Genomic DNA, 19660 nt, shown 5'->3' on the forward strand with positions numbered 1-19660 from the left:
CCTGCAAGATAGGGTTTACTCTGTTTCCAAAGAGACATTTTCTTATTTTCCATGTTCCAATTCCTCCTTCGATAGTTGTGAATAGGCAATTTCTTGGTAAACTTCGTTATTAGCTAGAAGTTCCTTGTGGGTGCCTTGTCCCACGACTTTTCCTTGATCCAAGACCAAAATCAAATCAGCATCCATAATTGTAGAAATTCGCTGAGCGACGATAAGCTTGGTCATAGGTTTTGTTTTCTCTGCTAGCTCTTGGCGAAGAACTCGATCTGTCTTGTAGTCCAAGGCTGAGAAGGAGTCATCAAAGATGAGGATTTCTGGCTTCCGAGCTAAGGCACGCGCAATGGCCAGACGCTGTCTTTGGCCACCTGAGAAGTTGGTTCCTCCTTGGGCCACTTCTGACGCTAAGCCCGCTTCCTTGTCTTCGATAAAGTTCTTAGACTGGGCCAACTCCAAAGCCTGCCACATAGCCTGCTCACTAAGTGGTGTTTCTTGACTCTGTCCAAAATCTAAATTGCCCTTGACATCGCCTGAAAAGAGAACCGCTTTCTGAGGAATATAACCAACCTTGTTGCGCAAATCTTTCAAGTTATAGTCTTGAACATTGACACCGTCCACCAGAATTTCTCCTGCTGACACATCGTAGAAACGTGGAATCAGATTGACCAGAGTTGATTTACCAGAACCTGTTGACCCAATAAAGGCCACTGTTTGACCAGCTTCTGCTTTAAAGCTAACATTCTCAATAACCGCCTCCGAATTTGCCGCATAGCGGAAGGTCACATCCTTAAATTCGACCTGACCTTTGAGGTTTTCATCAGCCAGCTGCACTTGAGCAGGGTTTTGGATAGAAGAATGCAAATCTAAAACTTGATTAATGCGCTTAGCAGAGACTATAGTTCGGGGAAGAACGATGAAGAGTGCTCCCATGAGAAGGAAGCCCATGACAACCTGCATGGCATAAGACATGAAAACAATCATATCACTAAAGAGAGGCAGACGCGCTATCGGAGCAGCGTCGTTAATCACATAGGCCCCAATCCAGTAAATCGCCACACTCAAACCACTTGAAATCCCCATCATGATAGGGTTCAAAATAGCCATAAGACGGTTGACAAACAAATTCAAGCGTGTCAATTCATCATTTGCTGCTGCAAATTTTTCATTTTGGTATTCTTCAGCATTGTAGGCGCGAACAACACGAATACCTGTTAAACTCTCACGAGTGATACTGTTCAGTTTATCAGTCAAACTTTGAATCAAGGACTGTTTTGGAAAGGCTAGCGTCATCAAAACGGTCGTCATCAAAACATTGACAATCACTGCTACAAGAACGGCCCAGAGCCAGTATTCTGAATGGCCTAAAATCTTCCCGATAGCCCAGATAGCCATAATCGGACCACGCGTAACTACTTGCAAGCCCATGGTAATCAACATTTGAACTTGAGTAATGTCATTGGTAGTACGCGTCAAGAGACTGGGAATAGAGAATTTCTTAATCTCTGTCTGCGAGTAATCCAAAACTCGGTTAAAAATATCACTTCTCAACCTACTAGTATAAGAAGCCGCCACTCGGGATGCAAAAAATCCAACTGCAACTACGGACAAGAAGGCAAGAAAGGACATTCCCACCATCATGCTTGCCGGCTGCCACAACTCATCTAAATTAGTTCCTTGACTACCTAGCAAATCCGTAATTTTCGAGATATAGGTCGGCACTTCCAACTCTAGATAGACCGAAAAACAAGTAAAGAGAATGGCTAGTAAAATCATCCCCCATTCTTTTCTACTAATTCGTTTGGCTAATTTCTTCATTCTCTCCTCCTATTCCCTTGATATTTTCCTGTAGTTGAGCAAGGACTTTCTCAAAAATCAGTAATTCATCTTCATCAATGTCTTCCATCAACTGCTTATCAATTCGTTCAAAAAAGGCTTTAACCTGCTTCATTTGAGAACGTGCTTTGTCCGTCAAACGAACAAATTTTGCCCGCTTATCGCTAGGACTCGCCTCCAATTCCACCAAACCATTTTGCACCATACGCTTGACCAAATTACTCGCAACAGATTTGGTAATATTGAGTTCCTGCTCGATATCCTTAATCAGGACCAGTTCCTCTTTTTGTTCACAATGATCTAAAAAACGCAGAACCTGCCCTTGAGGCCCACCCATAAATTCAATACCACAACGTTTGGCTTCCTTTTGCACCATCAGGTGAATCTGATGACCAAAACGCTTAAAGACCAACATCGGTTTATCCATACTAGCTCCTTTCTAACTATCACATTTAGCTCTCCTAGGAACTAAATAAGTTTCCATGAGAACTATTCTATCACTTTGAAAAGAGATGTCAAGAAAAAAGTTTCCTAGAGAACTATTTTCTTGATTAAAAAAATCCCAAGTGATTTTCTCACTTAGGATCATGTTTTCTATGTTAAATGTCTATCTTGCAAGTTTTAGTTTTGCTTCAAAATCATTGATCACCTTTTGCAGATTGAGCCGTCCTCTGTAGATGCCATAACCAAACAAGAGCATGGCTAAGACACCCAGAAGGGCTATGACAATTCCTGCAATCAGTGCTAATAGATTAGTCTCATGAAAGAAGTAAATCAGAACAAGACCGATACTGGCAATGACAAAGAAGAGAGTAAACCAGCGTCCTAGATTTTCAATCATATGCTTCTGGTAGTGAATTTCTGTTTCATAACCTTGAATCAATTCTTGTTCTGTCATGATTTTCTCCATTCTTTATTTAAGTCAAACAAATTGATACTAGACTAGCAGTATATCGGACTTACTGCCAGTCTGAAACTTGAGTAGGAATTAGTATTTCAGTTGAGGATCAAAGATGCCCAGTGCTACACCAATCAAAGCAATGACAACCAAGAGGAGCATAACAAGGTTTGGTGATACTTTTTTCTTGGCCATCAGCCACCAGCAAAGGGTGATAAAGCCAGCTGTTAAGAGACCTGGATAAACACCGTCAATCTTTTCTTGTAGCTTCAAGAAGGCTTCGCCATCAGCATTTTTCAGCTCTAATGAAGTCGTTACAGATACCCAAGTTGCAGCAACTGCCCCGATAACCATACCACCAATGACACTGATTGCCTTACGAAGCGCCTGTCCTTTAGGTCCTACAAGGAATTCTACCGCCTTGTCCCCTAATTCATAGCCTTTGAAGTAGGCAAAGCGCATACCGCCATAGATGAGAACATTCCATACAAGGATGTAGAAGAGAGCCCCGATAGGATTTCCGCCTTTTGAGAGGCCAAGGGCAATCCCCAGCAGAACTGGGATTAGGGTTCCGACAACCAATGAATCACCGATACCTGCGATAGGTCCCATGAGACCGGCACGCATACCATTGATAGTTTCGCCGTCAACAGCGTCTCCATTGGCACGCGCTTCTTCCAAACCAGCTGTAATCCCCACTACCAAAGCTCCGAGCTGAGGTTCTGTGTTGAAGAAAGCCGTATAGGTCTGCATAGCTTCTTTCTGCTCTGCTTTGTCTTTGTAGAGTTCTTCCACGATTGGTAGCATAGAGGTCAAGTAACCAAAAGTCTGCATATGCTCTTGAGAGAAGCAAGTCAAATGACCATAGTACCAATGGTGGAATGATTTCGCTAAAGTCTTTTTAGTTATTTTCTTTCTTTCAGCCATCTTAGATATCCTCCTCATCGTCATCAAAGTCAGCCCCACCAGCCGGCGCGGTCACACGAGCTGATTTGATTACTTCCAATTCATAGTAAATTACTGCAAAAATCAGTGAAACAACTGCACTGGCAACCAAATTAAGACCAAGTGACTTAGCCAAGGTGAAGCCCACAAAGAATGGGATAAAGTCAGCAGCCTTGGTAACGATTTGTTTCAAGAGAATGGCAATACCTACACATGGGAGAAGAGCTCCGACTGTAAAGAGGGATTTCATGATGAAGCCATCCATTGGCAGGTGGGTCTTCATCAGCTCAACCATATCGGGGCCAAACTTAGTGATAAGCATTGTTGGAAGGAAAGAGAAGACAAAGTGGGAAATCCAAGGATAAACCCAGTCAACAGCGTAAAGCTTTTTAAATTCGCCTTTTTCAACGGCTTTCCAGCCAATGTGCTGCCATAGCAGGTTTGTAGTGGCTGTTCCATAGAAGAGAACTGTACCGATAGTACCAACTGCTGCTCCGATTGGTGCAGCTGCTGCTGCAATAGCAGATTCAGACGTGATTCCTTTAGAATGAACAAATAAGATTGCGAGAGGAATCCCAATGTAAGAAATCGCCCGCACGTCAGCAGAAACTGTACCACCTGGTGTTACCAGAGCGATGTAGAGAACCTGAAGGGCTACCCCAACCATAATCCCTGTTGTTAAGTCTCCGAGAATCAGCCCGCTAATCAAGCCTCCGACCAGAGGACGTCCCAAAGTGTAGTTACCAATACTAGTACCACCCATACCAGGCATAGAAGCTAAACTAGCGAAAAGACCCAGTAAAGCGGCTTGCAGCCAAGAAATTGTCATAATAGACTCTCCTTTTCATTATTATAATTAAAAACCAAATTTAGACTTGAAATCGCTCCAATAACCGATGGAAACATCTGGTAGGAGCTGGAATTTGACTTTGTAGCCTGCTTTTTCGATCGCCTCAATCGCTTCTGCCTCTTCCTGGGTAATGGACTGGTTATTCCCCAGCTTAATAGCTCCAGGACGGTCATTAGCAGGGCCAATGATGATTTCCTTAACATCACCAGGTACAAAGCCTTGGTCCACTAGGATTTCTTTCATATCCACAGGATTTTTCGTAATGAGGAAATAGCGGCTGTCTGACTCTGTGACCTTGCCTGATTTTTCCTTGAAGGCTTCCTTGGTCCAAACAAAAGTCTTCTTGTCAGAAGCTCCCTTGTAGGCCTGAATCAAAACCTTGTTTCCTGCTGCAGCATTATTTACTGCAATCAGGCCATCACAAGGGTATTCCTTGGCCCAGCGAGTGACTGTTTGACCGTGGATCATGCGGTCGTCAATCCGTACAAATGATACTGTCATCTTTAAAATCTCCTTTTATCTTTTAGAATGTATGGCGGAAGTACTAAATGTCGTCTTCATCTTCTTCAGCTGCATCACTTACGACTTCAAATTCCTGCAAAGCAGCTGTAGCCTCGGAAAGGATAGCCTGAGCCAGATCTTTCCCGTCTAAGATATCTTTCATAACCAAGCCAGTCAGTCCCATGGTCAGGTTCAAACCGCCCAAGATAACTGCTGAGTCGAGCTTACCTATGTCAGCTAAGACGCTCGCTGCTGTCGTCAGAGGACTGCCTCCTACAATATCAGCCAGAACTAAGACACTGTCATCAGCGCTTAAGCCAGCCAAAGCCTGAGTAAAATCAACTGCAAAATCATCAACTGACTTGCCTTCCTGAAGACCAACCGCAATGACCTGATCCGTCTTGTCTCCGGCAAACATCTTCAAGGAACTCTGCACGCCTGCAGCCAGTCCCCCATGACTGACCAGTACAAGGTATTTCATCTTTCCTGCCTCCTTTTTCCTTCTAGCTCTTAGCCAAGTAAGGATTTATTGATGATTTTATTGTACAAGTTTTGGAATCGGTTTCATATTGTCAAATGTCACTTTGCCCAGATGACATTTGTCAGGAAACATATGACATTTGTCATATTTGTCTAGTCAGCTGTACCTTTCCTGCTCCTTTCAGAGCAAACAAAAAGAAAGCAGATTATTTTCCGCTTTCTATTTCTCTTTGAATGCTCGGCAAGGCACTGTCAATCTCTTGATTCTGCATAGCATTTTGAATCAGATAGTCCATCCGGTCCATGGTATGACGGTCTACTTCTAGACTGATGTCAATGATGGAGCGATTCATCATGTGGTCTAGCCTCTCAGAAGTCAAGGAATCCAAGCCAAAATCATCTGCCTGTAAGATTTCTCTAGCCTGTTGACTTTTCACCACAGATGGTAAGACTGAGGTCCCCTGCGATTTTTCAAACAAGGCCTGCTGGCTTTCTTTATCCTGTGACAGCAAGAGCATAAATTCCCAAGCCAGCTTCTCTTGCTTGGTATTGGAAGACATGGCAAAGAGCGAGGTCTTGACCTGTGTCCCCATCACCTGGCTATTAGCTGTTGGCATGGGGATACAGGTCCAAGAAAAGCTAGAATACTTGGCAACATGGTAAGGGTAAGGCTTGTAGGTCCGATACTGGGCCAGACTCATAGGATAGAAAGCCACCCGTCCCTCATCAAAGTCATTAGAAGTCACCTTATAGTGCTGGCTGAGCATATCTAGCTTGCTCATAAAGGCCAAGGCTTGGTGCATCTCTGCGCTGTCCACAGTGATACCGGATTTATCGGTAAGATGGCCGCCGTAAGCTACCAGAGCCTGCTGCCAAGTGTAATCCGTTATACCGTACTGATCCACCACACCATCGCCATTGGTATCCTTGGTTACTTTCTTGCAAATCTCATAGAAATCCGCCAGGGTCCATCCTGACTCAGGAATGCTAATTCCTTCTTTTTCAAGCAGGTCTTTATTGACACACATCATGATAGGATTGCTCTCAACTGGAAGGGCATAGCTGACTCCCTGATATTGCCCAGCTTCATAAGCCACTGGATAAAAAGCCTTTCGCTTATCATCCGTTAGGAGGGGATCCAAGGATTTAAGCGCGCCAGTCGAAGCCAACATGCTAAAGTCGTTTTCTGGCACCATAAAGAGATCTGGTTGCTCGCCTTTCAAGACTTGCTCTGCCAGCCAGTCAGCATAATCATCCTTGGGAATACCGCTTTCGTAAACGACCTTGACAGGAGGATGCGTCTTTTCAAATCTTTTAATCAGGCTGTCCAAGACCTTGTTTTCGCGACTGTTAGGCACATCCCAGCTAGAACCAGCATAGACCCCGATACGCAGGACTTTGTCCTGAGCTGAAGCCCAAAATACAAAAGCCAGAGCAACAGATATAATCAGGACAACCAGCAGGGACAAATTTCTCAATCTCCACTTCATTTGTCGCCTTCCTTACTAAAATCTCTCTGGGTGACTCCAGTCTGTACGGCCCAGATAGCCAGTTGGGTCCGGTCACGCAGGTTGAGCTTGGCTAGGATACCCGATAGATAATTACGGACTGTCCCTTCTGATAGAAAGAGTTTGGCTGCAATTTCCTTATTAGAAATCCCAAAGCTAATCTGCTGGATAATCTTCCACTCCGTCCGGTTCATGTCCTCCACATTTTCCTCTGTCACTGTGATGGCAAAGTTGGACTGGGCCATCTGTGAAAAGATTTTGAAGACCTTGGTGGCAATATTGGGATTGATCATAGCTCCGCCTCGATAGACTGTCTGAATAGCTTCATGAAGTTCTTCTGTCGAAACCCCTTTAAGAATATAACCAGATGCACCGTATTTGAGAGCTGAGAAGATAAATTCATCATCGTCAAAGGTCGTCAGGATGATAATCTTGACATCTGGATACTGCTCCTTGACAGCCTTGGTACAGAGAACACCATCCATGACTGGCATGCGAATATCCATCAAAATCACATCTGGGCGCACCCGATGAAGCTTTTCCAGCACTTCCTTGCCGTCTCCGACCGTCCCGACTACCTCAATATCTGCGTGGGCAGACAGAATGATTTGCAGAGACTCGCGAATCAAGGCCTGATCGTCTGCTATTAAAACCTTAATCATGTCTTCCTCCTATTTTTGGAATTTTGATATGCGTGTAGAAACCGTCCCGATTTTCAAAGCGGACGCTTCCGCCAATAATCATTAGGCGCTCCTGCATCTGCTTGAGGCCATAGCCATAGTGGAGTTCATCAAAGCCAACACCATCATCCTGAATGGTCATTACATAAGCTTCTTCTTCCTCTAGTAGCTCAATCCAGATAGTCTTGGCATGACCATGGCGGACAGAGTTGGTAATCGACTCCTGGATCACCCGGAAGACAATGTCTTCCTTGGCAATATCCAAGTCAATATTATCCCATTTGTAGAGGAGATGAATCTCCAAGTTGGAGATGGCTTCATACTCACGGATAATCTTAATCAGAGCTTCCTTCAAAGTGTTATTTTCCAGAGCTCCCGGGCGCATCTTATTGAGCGAGCCGCGGACATCACGGATACCATCTCGAACAACGACAGAGACATTATTAAGCTGCTCCTTAGCTCGGTTGGTGTCAATATCAACCAAGACCTTGACCGCATCAATACCAGCTGAAATACCCGTCAGGGCATGACCTAATGTATCGTGGATCTCTCTGGCAATCCGCTTCCGCTCTCGATCTTCTGCTATTTTCTCAGACAAAGCTAGGTAAGAGTTCAGCTCGCGATTGGCTTGAAAAGCCATGCGAAGCTCTTCCTCAATACGATGGCGCTCCGTAATAGCCGACAAGATATAGAATAGCAAGGAAATCATAAAGACGACAATATTAAGCGAGTAGAGAAAGTTCTTGCCAAACAAGAGCAAAAAGCGTACAGACTCAGGATAAAAACGAATATAGGTATCCAAAGACGGCAGCTTGATAAAGAGCGACATGAGGTTATAGTTGGACAAGAGCAGCATGCCAAAGCTCAAAATAATGAAAGAAAACCAGTACTTCTTGTCCTTGGAAGCATTGAACTCCTTAGAGCCATAGAAAATATCCGCAAACACCAAGAGAATCAAGCCATTGTAGGACGAGTGCAAGACGGAAAAGATGACCAGCATGAGCAGGATTTCAATAATGGTCGCCTTGTCATAGACGGACAGCTGATTGGGGTGGCGCTCCCGATAGTACATGACTAAAAGCAGACAGGCATACAGGCTAATAGATACCCAGAAGATTAGGCTAGGAGAGCCCGGAATAGCATCCAAACGCTCCAAGAGGGAGTGACTGAAGCCCTTAGCCGTTACATAGTTGGTCGCAAAGAGATAGATGGACGCATTATAGACAATGGCAATCAGATTGATGACCATCAAGGCTATTTTGCTGTAAAATATACTTTTTTGAGGTCTCATTATTGCCACCCTGTAACTGTGTATTGACTGATATTATCTCTATTAACCAGATGAACAGGAATCAGGTATTGGCTGTCGTAGGATTTCCCCTCCTGCATCAGCTCAATTACCTGTGCCACCTTGCGTCCCATCTGAATGGGCGATTGGGCCACGGTTCCCTCTATATCGCTAGTCGTAGCCAAAAAGTTTTTGATATCAGGCGATCCATCCACGCCGTAGATGGAGATTTTCTTATCAAGACCTTGATTTTTAATAGCAGCCAAGGCCCCGATAGCTACCCGATCATTGAGCGCCATGACTACATTAAAGTCCAATCCTTCGTCTAAGGCACTTTTTACTTGCGGCATGCTTTCCTCTGTCTGGCCTAGTGTTTCTTTCTGGGAAATAATCTTGTAGCTAGGCTGTTTTTCAATCGTATCAATAAATCCCTGAATCCGGTCCATAGCAGAGACGGCATTGCGGTGCTCTAGAAGGAGAATATTAGCAGAAGGCAAGCGCTTCATCATGTCCTGGGCAATCAGGACGCCTGCTTGGTAGTTATCCGACACAATAGTCGTATCCACTTTTACATCCTGACTGATAGGCGCATCCACTACGATGATTTTAATCCCAGCTTTCTTGGCCTTTTGAAGAGAGGTAATGATACTTGGACTATTACTTTTTACCGGATTGATAACAATGACATCAACCTTTTCTCGGACAAAAAAGTCAATCTGCTGGCTCTGCTTGCCCTCATCCAGCTCAGGATCCCGCACGTAAAGCCGGCTGCCCTGCTGGTTGGTTTTCTTCTCCAGCTCCGCATTTAAGATCTTATAAAAATCATTATTCATGGTCATGTAGGTTACCCCAATCTTGACCTGCTTCTCATCTGGCAGAACGCCCTTGAAATAAACAAAAAACAAAGCAAAAATAAGCAGAATGGAAAGTGACCAGAGAGCCTTCTTCTGATAATGCTGAACCCGTTTTTTGACATTAGCTGCTACCATTTTTCATCCCCTATGCCGTAAGCGCCTTTATGAAACATATAGGATTATTATATTACAAAACCGCCAAAAAGCAAAATCTTTCCAAAATGACTATCATAAAAAAGGCGAGACAGAATCTAAAAATTCATTGATTTTTGATTCTTGGTCCCACCTTGGCAATCATAATTAAACTTTTAAAAGCTTGAGAGAAATAGAATTCAGTCAAACAGATCTTGCATCTTACAAAACTTAATGCTGATTTTTTAGAGCTAGGTCATTTCCCACTCTTTGCATCTTGCTTAAAAGGGAAGTTCCTCTTCTTCCAACACTAAATCTGCGAAATCAGCTCCGCCGTTATTTTCACGCAGAGCATGCTGGGCGCGACTTTCCAGGAGCTGGAAGCTATGACAGAGCACCTCTGTCACATAATGGGTCGACCCCTCCTTCTCAGCGCTAGCCAAGGTGGCTCTTTGTCAACCCACTACAGTTGACAAAGAGCCAAAAATCCCAAGTGATTTTCTCACTTAGGATTATGTTTTCTATGTTAAATTAGAACCCATCTACGTTTGTGTAGATTTTTTGTACGTCTTCGTCGTCTTCAAGAACGCTGTATAGTTTTTCAAAGGTTTCAAGGTCATCCCCTGACAATTCCACTTCAGACTGAGGAATCATTTCCAATTCTGTCACTTGGAATTCTTCGACACCTGACTCACGGAGGGCAACGATAGCCTTATGAAGGTCAGTTGGAGCTGTGTAAACTGTGATTGTACCTTCTTCTGCTTCTACATCATCCACATCCACATCTGCTTCAAGCAATTGCTCAAAGACTGCATCGGCATCTTCACCTGCAAATACGATAACTCCCTTGTTGTCAAAGAGGTATGAAACCGAACCTGAAGCGCCCATGTTTCCACCGTTTTTACCAAAGGCAGCACGGACATTAGCCGCTGTACGGTTAACGTTTGAAGTCAAAGTATCCACGATCAACATAGAACCATTTGGTCCAAAACCTTCGTAACGTCCTTCTGTAAAGGTTTCGTCTGTGTTTCCTTTAGCCTTGTCCAAAGCTTTATCGATAACGTGTTTTGGCACTTGAGCTTGTTTAGCACGGTCGATAACGAATTTCAAGGCTGAGTTTGATTCTGGATCTGGATCACCTTTTTTAGCTGCTACATATATTTCTACACCAAATTTTGCATATACTTTAGAGTTAGCTCCATCTTTAGCCGTTTTCTTGGCTACGATATTGGCCCATTTACGTCCCATTAGGAATCTCCTTTTTTCACATTTTAATCTTTCTTATTATAACACAAGTTTTTTCGATTTTCACTAGAGGAAATGGATTTTATTCAGTAAATCCAACTAGGATAGCACTTTGGTTGCCAAGATTCCCTTGCCTTCTTTTATCAAGGGGTGACGAAACAGTGAGAAGTACAGCTGAATGGTCATGGCAACCCAGATAAAGGGTTCGCAAAGGATAACTCCCTTATAGCCTGCCCAAGGAATAATCAAGACCACAAAAGCGATTTTTCCGATTAGTTCTATAAAGCTAGAAACCAGAGGAAGGACTTTTTGCCCCAAGCCCTGCAAGCAATTACGATAAATCAGTAAGAGACTCAAAATAGGATAAAAGGCTGAACTGATTTGCAGATAGAGACTTCCATTTTCTACCAAGTAGCTATCCGTCGAACTAGCCAAGAAGGAAACCAAGGCTGGACTGGCAAAAAAGAGGAAGACACAAACAAAAATTGCCCAGGACATACTTAAACGACTGCCGATTCGAATACCTTGAACAATGCGGTCTGGGCGCTTAGCTCCTAGATTCTGAGAAGCAAAGATCGTCATTGATGCAGAAATAGCGGTCATAGGAAGAAGGGCGAAGGCCATAATGCGTCGAGCCGCCGTCTGGGCGCTAATAATTACTGCACCAAAGGTATTAACTGAAGACTGTAAAATCACACTGCCGATGGACACAATTGAACTCATCAAACCCATAGCCAAACCTTGCTCCAAGAGATCCGCGTACAAGGCCTTGTCCCATTTAAAATGTTTCAGCTGAGGTAGAAGTTCTGGAACACTCTTGCGAATATAGTAAAAACAGAGAACCGCTGATAAGCCTTGCGAAATAATGGTAGCAAGTCCCGCAGATTGAACTCCCAGTTGCAGTTGCGTAATAAAATAGAGATCCAGAACCACATTAACCAAGGCAGAGAAAATCAGAAATCCAAGCGCTGCTAGACTGTCCCCAATGGACCGCAACAAACCTGCAAAAAGATTATAGGCAAAGCTGACACCTACACAGGTCACAATCATAGAAATATATTGATAGGACTGAGAAAGAATTTCAGCAGGGGTATCTAGGTACTGTAAAAGAGGATACAAACCAAGAAATCCCAGCAACATAACCACAATACTCAAAAGAGCGCCTAAAATCCAGGTAGCTGCTACCGCTTCTTTAATTTTAGTGAAATTCCGAGCCCCATAATAGCGAGCAATGACAATCCCCATCCCATTGCCAACACCAAGAGTAAAACCTACAATCAGGTCAAAAATGGCCGTTGTAGCCCCTACTGCCGCCAAGGATTCTTGACCAAGAAAACGCCCAACAATCAAGACATCAGCAGTATTATAGAGCTGTTGAAAAATATTGGACAGCAAGATTGGGAAGGCGAAGCTTAAGAGCGAGGGAAGAATTGGACCATGTATCAGGTCCACTGTTCGTTTTTTATTCATAAGGCTATTATATCAGCTTTCTAGAGGAGCGACAAGAAACAGCAAACTATAGGCAATCTGAAATCTTGAACAAAGAATCGAAAAAGCAGTGGATTGCTCCACTACTTTCACAGCTTATTCTTCAATTTCGATTTCAAGTTCGTCGCCTAAGTCAAGTGTAACTTCTTCATTCACAGAGTCTGCTTGAACTGCTTCATCTTTTTTGCTTTCAGCAATTTCTTCTCCATCAATCAAACCAAATTGAACACGGACTTGATGGTCAATCTCATCAAAGACTTCTGGGTTATCTGCCAAGTATTTCTTAGCATTTTCAGAACCTTGCCCGATTTTCTCATCCTTGTAAGAGTACCAAGCTCCTGCTTTTTTGATGATATCCAAATCGCTTGCGATTTTCAAGAGCTCACCAGTCTTAGAAATCCCTTCTCCGTACATGATTTCAACGAAGGCTTCCTTAAATGGTGGAGCCACCTTGTTTTTCACGACCTTGATCTTAGTTTCTTTACCGACATTGGTATCTTTTTGGTCACCAGTTCCCTTGATTTGCGTACTTCCACGAACATCCAAACGGACTGAAGCATAGAATTTCAGAGCACGTCCACCAGGAGTTGTTTCTGGATTTCCAAACATGACCCCAACTTTTTCACGCAATTGGTTGATAAAGATGGCAATTGTTTTGGTTTTATTGATAGAAGCACCAAGTTTACGCATGGCCTGACTCATCATACGAGCTTGCAAACCAACATGGCTATCTCCGATATCTCCATCGATTTCCGCACGAGGAACAAGGGCCGCAACTGAGTCGACTACGACAAGGTCCACAGCACCTGAGTCAATCAATTTTCCTGCAATTTCAAGACCTTGTTCTCCTGAGTCTGGTTGTGATAAGAGCAATTCGTCAATATTGACCCCAAGAGCCGCAGCATAAGCTGGGTCAAGGGCATGCTCCGCATCGATAAAGGCTGCAATCCCACCTTCTTTTTGCGCTTGCGCGACTGCATGAAGGGCAACTGTTGTCTTACCAGATGACTCTGGTCCATAAATTTCAATGATACGTCCCTTAGGATAACCACCTGAACCAAGGGCAATGTCCAGAGCCAAGGAACCGGAGCTCATCACTTGCACCTTTTGCTCGGCGCGTTCACCCAAACGCATGATTGAACCCTTACCAAAGTCTTTCTCAATCAATTTAAGAGCATCATTCAATGCTTTTTCACGTTCTGCCCCGAATTTTTTTGAAATTTCATCTAATTTTTTTGGTTTTTTCGCCATTCTATTCTCCTACATTCTAATGGTCCTCAGACCTATCTACTATTATATCAAAAGTTAGTCACTTAATAAAGCCTTGCGAACTAGGTTAAAGGCATGCATAACCGCAATGTGACGTACATCTGCTCGACTTCTGCCTCCAATATTGACCTTGATAACCTCAGTTCCTTGCTCTTGAGCCAAGCCTATGAAGACTGTCCCAGCTGGATGTCCTTCCAGGCTATCTGGTCCTGCCACTCCAGTCAAACTAAGGCCAAAATCAGACTGGGTCTTGATTCGTGCCTGCTCAGCCATCTTCTGAGCTGTAAATTCAGATACCACACCCTGTTCTTCCAAATCCTTGACAGAAATATCCAACATCTTTGATTTTTCCTCCAAGCTATAGGTTACAAAACCACCCTTAAATATACTTGAAGCACCCGAAAAATCAGCTACGCTGGCTTGGAAAAGCCCTGCCGTCAAACTCTCTGCAGCCGTGATAGTTTTCCCTTGTTTTTTCAGTTCTTCTACCACAATGCTAGCTAAACTAGTTTCTTCCCCATAACCATAACAAAGATCTCGTAAAGAAAGACCTTCAAAGGTCTGGCGACCTAAGATTTGATTTTCCAAGATATCCAGCACTTGATTCGCCTCTTCTTGGCTGCTAGCTTTTGTTGACAGACGCAGAGTGACTTCTCCTGTCTTAGCATAAGGGGCCAAGGTCGGATCTGTTTGATTATCAATCAAATCAGACAAAATCGTAACCAACTGGCTCTCGCCAATCCCAAAGAAACGAAGAACTCGGGAATGCAGCTTGCTCCCTGTCATCAACTTGGGTAGAAGTTGGTTTAAGACCATAGGCTTCAATTCACTTGGTGGACCTGGAAGGACGACGTAGGTCACTCCTTCGACTTCCAATATTCCTCCCACAGCCAGTCCTGTTTCATTTGGCAGTGGAATCGCTCCTTCTACAAGTTGAGCTTGTCTTTCGTTATTCGGTGTTCGGGCATAGTCTGGTCTCTGGGCAAAAAAGACATCCAACTTCTCCTGCGCCTGAGGATCAAAGACTAATTCTTTCCCTAAAAATTTAGCTAGGGTTTGTTTGGTCAAATCGTCCTCAGTTGGTCCCAAACCACCTGTCAACATCACCAGACTACTACGTTGACTGGCAATCTCAAGCAAAGACAAGAGACGAGTTTCATTGTCTCCTACAGCCGTCTGAAAATATACGTCTACTCCAATTTCTGCTAGTTTTTCCGACAAAAACTGGGCATTGGTATTAACAATCTGTCCTGTCAAAATCTCTGTTCCAACAGCAATGATTTCTGCTTTCATGTTTCCTCCTACCTATCTATTCGTATTTTTTTGAAAAAATCGCAGGAAATTTCCCACGATTTTAACTATAAAATAGATTATTCTACATCTTCTTGATTTGTTGTATTATTAATCGTACCTGTTCCCAAACCGATACCATTTTGGTTTCCAAAAATATCTTCATATAAGACTGCATTTGTCTCTAACTCTGTCACCTTCGGTTTATCAAGTGAGGTTCTCAAAAGATTCTGGACCTCTAACAAATGGTTAGCCGTTACGATTTGATAAGATGTCCCTTGCAATTCGGCGTCTTCTCCTCGTAATTGTTGAGTTTCAATCGTTTTAAACGAGTCCTGGTAACCTAACAAGCTTGGAATACTTTTCGCAGATAGATCAATATTAGTCTGCATATTGGTACTTAGGGCTTTTAAGATAGATTGATAGTGACTAACACTATTCAAGCTAAGAACTTTTTCAACAACCTTTTGAATGACTTCACGCTGACGTTTCTGACGTCCGTAGTCCCCTTCTGGGTCCTGGTAGCGCATGCGAGAATAAACAAGAGCTTCATCTCCATTTAGAGTTTGTTGCCCAACACCAATAGAAATGGTATTAAATTCCTCTTGGTCACTGATAGAAATCGGGAAACCTAGAGTGTTGTTGACGGTTATACCACCCACTGCATCAACTAATTGTTGCAATCCGTGCATATTGACCATAATATAGCGATCAATATGAATATTCATCATCTTCTGAATAGTTGAAATAGCCAACTCTGCACCACCACCAGCATAGGCAGCGTTTAGTTTTGCTTCCTCAATCTGACCATCTTTATGCTGAATTTTAGTCAAGATATCACGTTCCAAACTCAACATCATGGTCTTTTTCGTGTGCGGATTAACTGTCAAAAGAATCATGGAATCACTATTTCCCTCCCAAGGGTCCGTTCGTTCTTCGTTTCCAGTATCAACCCCCATTAAAAGGATCGTTAAGGGTTCAGTAGCCTCAATAACATTGGTTTCTTCCCCAATCTTTTTATAGGTTTTTGATAAGGTTTCTGTACCTTGCTGATAAATAGTATAAGCAAAAACACCCACACCTAAAACTGTCACAGCTAGAAAAGCTAGCACCATTCCAATAATTTTTTTAACCATATTTCTATCAATCTATCAGTCTACCCATCAGGTAAACATCTATAAATTTCCCTTCTTCTATGTACGCACCGCGCTCTTGTCTACCTTCAATTACAAAGCCATGCTGTTGATATAAATGAACTGCACCCTGATTGCGAGTTTGGACAGTTAGTTGAAGTCGACGAAGAATGCCACTAGCCTGTGCCCATTCTACGACTTCTTCAAGTAACAAACTCCCCAGTCCATTATTCCAATACTTCTGACCAATCACAATAAAGAGATCTCCAATATGACGAACTCTCTTGCGTTGATCAGCTGTGATATTCACAAGACCAGCAATTTCATCATTCAGCAAGGCCAGTAAAGTGATTTGATTTTCAGAGTGAGCCTGTTTATCCAAAAACAACTCCATCTCAGTATCTGTCATCAAAATGCCATTCCTGTCCAGACTGGTAAAATCTGTTTCTACACTGACACGATTTAAAAATGATACTAATTCAGCCGCATCTTCAACTTCTGCTTCCCTAATGAGCAACTCATACTCCATGTTGAAGCTCCTCTAAAAGCTTTTCTGCACGCAAACCTTTTGCTTGAAAATTCAGTCTGCGACCCTCTTCTTCTTTTAGAATTTCCAATTCTAAATAAGTATCTGGCAAGGCATCACCTAAAAGATGCCCCCACTCGATGACAGTTACCCCACCACCAAAGAGAAACTCATCTAAATCAATAGAATCAGCATCCCCCTCTATACGATAAACATCTAAATGATAAAGAGGAAGACGACCTTCATACTCTCTCACAATAGTATAGGTTGGACTCTTAATCATCTGAGTAATCTGTAACCCTTTAGCAAGGCCTTTTGTAAAAGTCGTTTTGCCTGCTCCAAGTTCTCCAGTTAGAATTAAGACGTCATTTTTTTCTAATAAATGGCCCAAACGTTCACCTAAGGACTGTAACTCTTCTTCATTTTTAGTGTACATGTTTCTATTATACCAAAAAGTTGTTCTTTGTCGAGATATTATCTGTGAATTCCATATTATAAATTGTAAAACTAGAACTATCTCCTTTTTTGTTCTTAAAATAGAAACAGCAAGAAAACGACTAACAAGATATCCCTCATCAAATGACTGTAAAATGAAACTTCCCAGCGAATGACTTTTGGCACCAACAGTCCTAGAAAAAGCATTCCCAAGGCAATATAAAAGGTCATGGATAATAGCATCCAAGGATTTCTGAGAAAGATTAGAATAGCTAGTCCACTAATAAAACAGATTTCCTTCTTTCCCAAAATCTTTTTCAATCCATTTACATACTTCTGAATCGGCAGAAAAACTAACAAATCAATACCAAATAAGAAAAAGAAACTCGGTAGAAAGGCTTCCACAAACCCTTCTACGGAAGTATTTCCTGAAAGGATATGTTCTATAACAATTAAGGCTAAACCCAAAATATTTACTAAGAGCAATAGGCTATACAAGAATTGTTGCTTATCTTCTTTAAAAACTGAATAATGTTGATTTCCCTGCCCTCTATAATAGTTTAGCCCTGCACCAATACTGGCAAGAAGCAACATGCCAACTAAATAATAGAAGCAGTTTTGATTTAACACCAAGGACCAAGTCGATAAACTTAAACAAGAACAGCTACTGATACCAAAAATCGTAAACAATAACAAAACTTGAATTTGCTTTTTCATTTTTTCCATCATTCTTCCTCCCTTACTTGCTCTTATTATAGGCTAGAAATCCTCACAATTGCTAAAATATTTCTCAACTGTCAGTTTTCTACTCTAAAATGCAAAAAAGTTTGATGCAGGTAACCCTTACATCAAACTTTTGCTATTTTTCCTCAAACCAAAGAGCAATTTCTCGCTTAGCTGACTCTTCTGAATCTGAACCATGTACAACATTTTGGATAGCCTCATTTTCTCCAGCAGCTTTTGCAAAATCACCTCGAATAGTTCCTGGTAAAGCTTCTTCTGGACGAGTCGCACCCATCATAGTCCGCCAAATTTCGATTACTTTAGGACCAGAAATGATGCCCACAAGAACTGGTCCTGAAGTCATAAATTCACGAATCGGTGGGTAAAAACTTTGACCAACCAAGTCCTGATAGTGCTGATCAATCAACTCTTCTGAAACCTTTGTACGCAACTCCAATTTTTCGATTGTCAATCCACGTTGTTCGATGCGTTTCAACACCTCACCCACTAATCCTCTTTTTACACCGTCTGGTTTAATGATAAAAAATGTTTGTTCCATACCCGTCTCCTTTGTCAGCTTCTTTCTTTTATTTTACCACATTTCATGGAAAAATGGAGAAAGTTTTCAGAAAATAGAAAGAGAACCCGAAGGCTCTCTCATTCTCTTTTATTCTACTGTTTCTTCCACAGTTTCAACGACAGTATCCACAACTACTTCTGTTGTTTCTTCATTTCCTTCTTCCTCTACTGGAGGATTAAGGTATTCTTCTTCGTTGATAGCTTGTGGTTCAAGGTTACGGTAACGGGCCATACCAGTACCTGCTGGGATGATCTTACCGATGATAACATTTTCTTTAAGTCCAAGGAGATGGTCTTTCTTACCACGGATAGCTGCGTCAGTAAGGACACGAGTTGTTTCCTGGAAGGAAGCCGCTGACAAGAAACTGTTTGTTTCAAGTGAGGCTTTGGTAATTCCCATAAGAACTGGGCGACCTGTCGCTGGAACTCCACCTGCGATAAGAACATCTTTGTTGGCATCTGTAAAGTCATTGATATCCATGAGGGTACCCATGAGAAGATCTGTGTCACCTGGATCCATGACACGAACTTTACGGATCATTTGACGAACCATTACCTCGATGTGTTTGTCACCGATTTCTACCCCTTGGCTACGGTAAACTTTTTGCACTTCACCGAGAAGATAAGTTTCAACTGACAAGACATCACGAACTGCAAGGAGACGTTTTGGTTGGATAGAACCTTCTGTCAAAGCAGCACCACGCGCTACTTGGTCTCCAACCTCAACACGCATACGAGCTGTAAATGGAACGACGTACTCACCTTCGCCAGTTTCACCCTTAACAAAGACTTTCTTAGTACGAGTTGATGCATCTTCTTCGATAGCAGTAACTTGTCCTTTAACCTCTGTGATAACCGCTTCCCCTTTAGGATTGCGGGCTTCAAAGATTTCTTGGACACGAGGAAGACCCTGAGTGATATCGGTATTTGAGGCAACCCCACCCGTGTGGAAGGTACGCATTGTAAGCTGTGTACCAGGTTCCCCGATAGATTGGGCAGCGATTGT

20 protein-coding genes and 2 pseudogenes are annotated in these 19660 nt (G+C 42.7%); all 22 read right to left on the reverse strand.

The genetic code is table 11. The features are described 5' to 3' along the window. Nucleotides 1-42: 42 nt before the first annotated feature. The gene (locus QMQ21_RS18425; RefSeq protein WP_261814945.1) at nucleotides 43-1812 is read right to left on the reverse strand and encodes an ABC transporter ATP-binding protein; all 1770 of its coding nucleotides are present in this window, start codon (nucleotides 1810-1812) and stop codon (nucleotides 43-45) included. Beyond that, nucleotides 1787-2257 carry a MarR family winged helix-turn-helix transcriptional regulator gene (locus QMQ21_RS18430; RefSeq protein ID WP_033686306.1) on the reverse strand — a complete coding sequence of 157 codons (471 nt, stop codon included), beginning with the start codon at nucleotides 2255-2257 and terminating at the stop codon, nucleotides 1787-1789. Before QMQ21_RS18430 ends, QMQ21_RS18425 begins: the two co-directional genes overlap by 26 nt. 180 nt (nucleotides 2258-2437) lie before the next feature. Next, nucleotides 2438-2728 (reverse strand): DUF202 domain-containing protein, encoded by a 291-nt coding sequence (locus QMQ21_RS18435; protein ID WP_247947080.1) that lies wholly within the window; start codon nucleotides 2726-2728, stop codon nucleotides 2438-2440. Between the two features lie 90 nt (nucleotides 2729-2818). Further along, nucleotides 2819-3673 (reverse strand): PTS system mannose/fructose/sorbose family transporter subunit IID, encoded by an 855-nt coding sequence (locus QMQ21_RS18440; RefSeq protein WP_002896727.1) that lies wholly within the window; start codon nucleotides 3671-3673, stop codon nucleotides 2819-2821. Further along, entirely contained in the window at nucleotides 3657-4502 is an 846-nt protein-coding gene (locus tag QMQ21_RS18445; RefSeq protein WP_049501833.1) for a PTS mannose/fructose/sorbose/N-acetylgalactosamine transporter subunit IIC, read from the reverse strand. The genes QMQ21_RS18440 and QMQ21_RS18445 overlap by 17 nt, the downstream gene beginning before the upstream one ends. Before the next feature lie 27 nt (nucleotides 4503-4529). Then, the gene (locus tag QMQ21_RS18450) at nucleotides 4530-5024 is read right to left on the reverse strand and encodes a PTS sugar transporter subunit IIB (RefSeq protein WP_004193690.1); all 495 of its coding nucleotides are present in this window, start codon (nucleotides 5022-5024) and stop codon (nucleotides 4530-4532) included. A 43-nt stretch (nucleotides 5025-5067) separates the two neighbouring features. Beyond that, nucleotides 5068-5505, reverse strand: coding sequence for a PTS sugar transporter subunit IIA (locus QMQ21_RS18455; RefSeq protein ID WP_049501832.1), 438 nt, complete (start codon nucleotides 5503-5505; stop codon nucleotides 5068-5070). 205 nt (nucleotides 5506-5710) lie between these two features. Beyond that, nucleotides 5711-6994 carry an ABC transporter substrate-binding protein gene (locus QMQ21_RS18460; protein ID WP_049501831.1) on the reverse strand — a complete coding sequence of 428 codons (1284 nt, stop codon included), beginning with the start codon at nucleotides 6992-6994 and terminating at the stop codon, nucleotides 5711-5713. Next, nucleotides 6991-7674: a response regulator transcription factor gene (locus QMQ21_RS18465; protein ID WP_004256751.1), complete on the reverse strand. Its 684-nt coding sequence runs from the start codon at nucleotides 7672-7674 to the stop codon at nucleotides 6991-6993. Before QMQ21_RS18465 ends, QMQ21_RS18460 begins: the two co-directional genes overlap by 4 nt. After that, entirely contained in the window at nucleotides 7667-8983 is a 1317-nt protein-coding gene (locus tag QMQ21_RS18470) for a sensor histidine kinase (RefSeq protein ID WP_049501830.1), read from the reverse strand. Before QMQ21_RS18470 ends, QMQ21_RS18465 begins: the two co-directional genes overlap by 8 nt. After that, a complete protein-coding gene (locus tag QMQ21_RS18475; protein ID WP_261017495.1) occupies nucleotides 8983-9969 on the reverse strand; it encodes a substrate-binding domain-containing protein in 987 nt (328 codons plus the stop codon). Before QMQ21_RS18475 ends, QMQ21_RS18470 begins: the two co-directional genes overlap by 1 nt. A 278-nt stretch (nucleotides 9970-10247) precedes the next feature. Then, a pseudogene (locus tag QMQ21_RS18480) lies at nucleotides 10248-10397 on the reverse strand (single stranded DNA-binding domain-containing protein); the annotation flags it as partial. Between the two features lie 100 nt (nucleotides 10398-10497). Further along, on the reverse strand, nucleotides 10498-11214 hold the full coding sequence (locus QMQ21_RS18485; protein ID WP_000532883.1) for a YebC/PmpR family DNA-binding transcriptional regulator: 717 nt from the start codon (nucleotides 11212-11214) through the stop codon (nucleotides 10498-10500). Nucleotides 11215-11310: 96 nt separating this feature from the next. After that, a complete protein-coding gene (locus QMQ21_RS18490; RefSeq protein WP_261814946.1) occupies nucleotides 11311-12681 on the reverse strand; it encodes an MATE family efflux transporter in 1371 nt (456 codons plus the stop codon). A 114-nt stretch (nucleotides 12682-12795) separates the two neighbouring features. Further along, nucleotides 12796-13950: a recombinase RecA gene (gene recA, locus QMQ21_RS18495; RefSeq protein WP_261814947.1), complete on the reverse strand. Its 1155-nt coding sequence runs from the start codon at nucleotides 13948-13950 to the stop codon at nucleotides 12796-12798. A 54-nt stretch (nucleotides 13951-14004) separates the two neighbouring features. Continuing rightward, a complete protein-coding gene (locus QMQ21_RS18500) occupies nucleotides 14005-15261 on the reverse strand; it encodes a competence/damage-inducible protein A (protein ID WP_214614813.1) in 1257 nt (418 codons plus the stop codon). A 77-nt stretch (nucleotides 15262-15338) separates the two neighbouring features. Continuing rightward, nucleotides 15339-16394 carry a glycopolymer--peptidoglycan transferase LytR gene (gene lytR, locus QMQ21_RS18505; RefSeq protein ID WP_214614812.1) on the reverse strand — a complete coding sequence of 352 codons (1056 nt, stop codon included), beginning with the start codon at nucleotides 16392-16394 and terminating at the stop codon, nucleotides 15339-15341. A gap of 7 nt (nucleotides 16395-16401) precedes the next feature. Then, on the reverse strand, nucleotides 16402-16920 hold the full coding sequence (locus tag QMQ21_RS18510; RefSeq protein WP_000455549.1) for a GNAT family N-acetyltransferase: 519 nt from the start codon (nucleotides 16918-16920) through the stop codon (nucleotides 16402-16404). Then, entirely contained in the window at nucleotides 16910-17353 is a 444-nt protein-coding gene (gene tsaE / locus QMQ21_RS18515; protein WP_214614811.1) for a tRNA (adenosine(37)-N6)-threonylcarbamoyltransferase complex ATPase subunit type 1 TsaE, read from the reverse strand. Before tsaE ends, QMQ21_RS18510 begins: the two co-directional genes overlap by 11 nt. A gap of 95 nt (nucleotides 17354-17448) precedes the next feature. Next, nucleotides 17449-18081, reverse strand: a complete 633-nt coding sequence (locus QMQ21_RS18520) for a competence protein (RefSeq protein ID WP_225902424.1) — start codon at nucleotides 18079-18081, stop codon at nucleotides 17449-17451. A 130-nt stretch (nucleotides 18082-18211) separates the two neighbouring features. Beyond that, nucleotides 18212-18634, reverse strand: a complete 423-nt coding sequence (gene ndk, locus QMQ21_RS18525) for a nucleoside-diphosphate kinase (RefSeq protein WP_084948106.1) — start codon at nucleotides 18632-18634, stop codon at nucleotides 18212-18214. Between the two features lie 108 nt (nucleotides 18635-18742). Next, a pseudogene (locus QMQ21_RS18530) lies at nucleotides 18743-19660 on the reverse strand (DNA-directed RNA polymerase subunit beta'); the annotation flags it as partial.

This window comes from Streptococcus bouchesdurhonensis, from assembly GCF_948472335.1.